This window comes from Cellulosimicrobium sp. NPDC057127, assembly GCF_042670945.1.
Classification (GTDB): domain Bacteria; phylum Actinomycetota; class Actinomycetes; order Actinomycetales; family Cellulomonadaceae; genus Cellulosimicrobium.
This window is the reverse complement of record NZ_JBHUUP010000029.1, coordinates 3975-5771: the sequence shown is the minus strand read 5'-3', so window position 1 is coordinate 5771 and position 1797 is coordinate 3975. Positions and strand designations below refer to the sequence as shown.

Below are 1797 nucleotides of genomic sequence, written 5' to 3'. Positions count from 1 at the left end.
GCCGAAGGCCCACCCGTGGGGGTGGGCCTTCGGTGAAGGGTTGTCCGGCGGCGTCCTACTCTCCCACCCCGTCTCCAGGGCAGTACCATCGGCGCTGAAGGGCTTAGCTTCCGGGTTCGGTATGGGACCGGGCGTTTCCCCTTCGCTGTGACCGCCGTAACTGTATGGAACCTTGTCAACTCCGGGCACCTGCCCCCTTGGGTGTGGGGGTGGTGGGGTTGGTGGTTCGGGAACCGCACAGTGGACGCGTCGCATGAGTTGTTGGGGGTGGTGAAGTTGTCGGCTGATTAGTACCGGTCAGCTGCACGGGTCGTTGGTCCCCGTTTCCACGTCCGGCCTATCTACCCAGTGTTCTGCTGGGTGCCTCCCACCCTCGAAGGGGTGTGGAAACCTCATCTTGAAGCAGGCTTCCCGCTTAGATGCTTTCAGCGGTTATCCCTTCCGAACGTAGCCAACCAGCGGTGCTCCTGGCGGAACAACTGGCACACCAGAGGTTCGTCCGTCCCGGTCCTCTCGTACTAGGGACAGCCCTTCTCAAGTTTCCTGCGCGCGCAGCGGATAGGGACCGAACTGTCTCACGACGTTCTAAACCCAGCTCGCGTACCGCTTTAATGGGCGAACAGCCCAACCCTTGGGACCTACTCCAGCCCCAGGATGCGACGAGCCGACATCGAGGTGCCAAACCATGCCGTCGATATGGACTCTTGGGCAAGATCAGCCTGTTATCCCCGGGGTACCTTTTATCCGTTGAGCGACGGCGCTTCCACAAGCCACCGCCGGATCACTAGTTCCGACTTTCGTCCCTGCTCGACCTGTCAGTCTCACAGTCAAGCTCCCTTGTGCACTTGCACTCGACACCTGATTGCCAACCAGGCTGAGGGAACCTTTGAGCGCCTCCGTTACATTTTAGGAGGCAACCGCCCCAGTTAAACTACCCACCAGGCACTGTCCCTGGTCCGGATCACGGACCGAGGTTAGACATCCGAAGCGGCCAGAGTGGTATTTCAACGTTGACTCCACCCGCACTGGCGTGCGGGTTTCATAGTCTCCCACCTATCCTACACAAGCCGCACCGAACATCAATACCAAGCTATAGTAAAGGTCCCGGGGTCTTTCCGTCCTGCTGCGCGTAACGAGCATCTTTACTCGTAGTGCAATTTCGCCGAGTTCGCGGTTGAGACAGCGGAGAAGTCGTTACGCCATTCGTGCAGGTCGGAACTTACCCGACAAGGAATTTCGCTACCTTAGGATGGTTATAGTTACCACCGCCGTTTACTGGGGCTTAAATTCTGAGCTTCACCCGAGGGTTGACCCGTCCTCTTAACCTTCCAGCACCGGGCAGGCGTCAGTCCGTATACATCGTCTTGCGACTTCGCACGGACCTGTGTTTTTAGTAAACAGTCGCTTCTCCCTGGTCTCTGCGGCCGTCCACGCTCCCACCGCGAGGGTGTTCACGTTTCGGGCCCCCCTTCTCCCGAAGTTACGGGGGCATTTTGCCGAGTTCCTTAACCACGATTCGCTCGATCGCCTTGGTATTCTCTACCTGACCACCTGAGTCGGTTTGGGGTACGGGCGGCTAGAACCTCGCGTCGAGGCTTTTCTTGGCAGCATAGGATTACCCGTTTCGCGCTTGTGCGCTCACTATCAGCTCTCGACCTGGTGCCGGGCGGATTTGCCTACCCGACGGTCTACGGCCTTGGACGTGGTCTACCATCGCCACGCCGGGCTACCTTCCTGCGTCACCCCTGTTAATACGCTTACCTACTACCGGTTCGGGTCCCACGCGCCCCCGCCCGG

Annotated in this window: 2 rRNA genes (1 of these 2 cut by a window edge); both read right to left on the bottom strand. The window is 59.2% G+C overall.

What is annotated here, in order from left to right:
• Positions 1-42: 42 nt before the first annotated feature.
• A 5S ribosomal RNA gene (rrf, locus tag ACFTZA_RS16870) occupies positions 43-159 on the bottom strand.
• Between the two features lie 108 nt (positions 160-267).
• A 23S ribosomal RNA gene (locus ACFTZA_RS16865) occupies positions 268-1797 on the bottom strand (it continues 1676 nt past the right edge of the window).